Origin of the sequence: Pseudomonas sp. Sample_24, from assembly GCF_004307605.1 — a bacterium.
Taxonomy (GTDB): domain Bacteria; phylum Pseudomonadota; class Gammaproteobacteria; order Pseudomonadales; family Pseudomonadaceae; genus Aquipseudomonas.
Genome location: NZ_RCNW01000230.1, coordinates 1 through 2,291, shown reverse-complemented (window position 1 = coordinate 2,291; position 2,291 = coordinate 1). Strand labels below are relative to the sequence as shown.

At 58.2% G+C, this 2,291-nt stretch carries 2 protein-coding genes; both read left to right on the top strand.

Annotated elements, in window-relative coordinates; translation table 11 throughout:
• A partial coding sequence (locus tag D8V06_RS12545; protein ID WP_130931054.1) for an ABC transporter substrate-binding protein occupies positions 1-1,020 on the top strand: 1,020 nt, incomplete at its 5' end.
• A gap of 171 nt (positions 1,021-1,191) precedes the next feature.
• A partial coding sequence (locus tag D8V06_RS12540) for an OprD family outer membrane porin (RefSeq protein ID WP_130931053.1) occupies positions 1,192-2,291 on the top strand: 1,100 nt, incomplete at its 3' end.

Here is a 2,291-nt window from a genome sequence, read left to right as displayed (position 1 = left end):
GGCAAGCCGAGCGACATCAACCAGAAGCCGATCGGCACCGGGCCGTTCGTGTTCAAGAGCTATCAGAAAGACTCGAACATCCGTTACACCGGCAACAAACATTACTGGGCGCCTGAGCGCGTCAAGCTCGACAACCTGATCTTCGCCATCAACACCGACGCTTCGGTACGTGTGCAGAAACTCAAGGCCGACGAGTGCCAGATCACCCTGCATCCGCGTCCGGCCGATGTCACCGCGCTGAAGAACGACCCCAAGCTGCAACTGATCGAGAAGCCCGGCTTCAACCTCGGCTACATCGCCTACAACGTGCGCCACAAACCGTTCGACCAGCTTGAAGTGCGTCAGGCGCTGGACATGGCGGTGAACAAGCAAGGCATTCTCAACGCCGTTTACCAGGGCGCGGGGCAACTGGCGGTCAACGCCATGCCGCCAACCCAGTGGTCCTACGACGACACCGTCAAGGATGCCGCCTACAACCCGGAAAAAGCCAAGGAATTGCTCAAGGCTGCCGGCGTCAAGGAAGGCACCGAGATCACTTTGTGGGCCATGCCCGTCCAGCGTCCGTACAACCCAAACGCCAAGTTGATGGCCGAGATGCTCCAGGCTGACTGGGCGAAAATCGGCCTCAAGGTCAAGATCGTCAGCTATGAATGGGGCGAGTACATCAAGCGCACCAAGAATGGCGAGCACGACGTCAGCCTGATCGGCTGGACCGGTGACAATGGTGACCCGGACAACTGGCTCGGCACGCTGTACAGCTGCGATGCCATCGGCGGCAACAACTATTCCATGTGGTGTGATCCGGCTTACGACAAGCTGATCAAGCAAGCCAAGGTCGTGACCGACCGCGACCAGCGCACCGTCCTCTACAAACAGGCGCAGCAGTACCTCAAGCAGCAGGTGCCGATCACGCCAGTCGCCCACTCGACGGTCAATCAGCCGTTGAGCGCCAAAATCGAAGGGTTCAAGGTCAGCCCCTTCGGTCGTAACGTTTTCTCGGGTGTCAGCATCGAAAAATAAAACCGTGTAGCTGAATCGCTGGGGGCGTACTGCGCCCCCATGCAGGCGCCTTGCCGTAATTCGCCCAAAAGGCATGCAGCAAACGTTTGCGTTGCGTGAAAGAGTTCCAAAGCAATAGCCGCTCATCAAAAAAGAACGGCATAAAAAAAGAAATAAAAAGGAGCTTCACCCATGAAACTGAGCAGCACCGCAATACTGGCCCTGGCCATCAGCAGCGTGACCGCCACGGCCTACGCTGAAACCCAGAGCCAGGCTTTCACACCGGTTACCGTGAAAGAAAAATCCGCTCAAAGCGAAGCCACTGGCTTTGTGGAAGGCCAGTCGATTACCGGCACCACGCGTAACTGGTACGCCAATGAACAACTGAAACGCGGCGGCAAGTTCCGCTACAGCAAAGACGGCGCATTGCCGGAAACCGATCGCCGTATCAACTGGGTGCAAGGCACCATCCTCAAGTACAACTCGGGCTTCACCGAGGGCACGGTCGGCTTCAGCACTGAAGTCGCCGCCTACAACGCCATTGCACTGGAACGTGATCGCGAAAACCTGGCTGCCGGCAACGGTGGCGCGCCGAAGACCGGCGCCTTCTCGGGTAACAACCGTACCCTGACCGAGAAAGGCGGCGATGCGGTGGGCCAGTGGAGCAAACTGGGCCTGGCCAACGTCAAGGCGCGCGTCTCCAACTCCACCCTGACTGCCGGTCGCCAGAGCTACAGCAGCCCGCAAGTCGACACCATCGGCAACCGTGCCCTGCCTTCGAGTTTCGAGGGTGTGAGCCTGAACGTCGCGGAGCTGGAAAACCTGACCTTTGATATCGCGACCTTCGATCGCGTGTCTCCGCGTATGGAACAAAGCCTGCAAAAATTCCGTACGGAATACGCCAACGGCCGCGTGGAATCCGATCACATTTACACGGGCGGCATCACCTACACCCCATTCTCCAGCCTGACCACCAGCCTCTGGGCAACCCAGGCCGAAGACATCTGGAACCAGTACTACTTCGGCGCTACCCACGTGCTGGGCGACAGCCAGGTGCTGAGCCTGACCACTGGCCTGAACTATTACAAAACTCAGGAAGAAGGCAAGGCGCTGATCGGCGACATCGACAACGATACTTACTCGCTGTCGTTCGGCCTGACCCACCAGGCTCACACCTTGACCTTCTCGTATCAGGAAGTGAACGGTAACGAGTACTTCGACTACCTGCACGAAACCAACGGCATCTACCTGGCCAACTCCCTGCTGTCGGACTTCAACGGCCCGAACGAGAA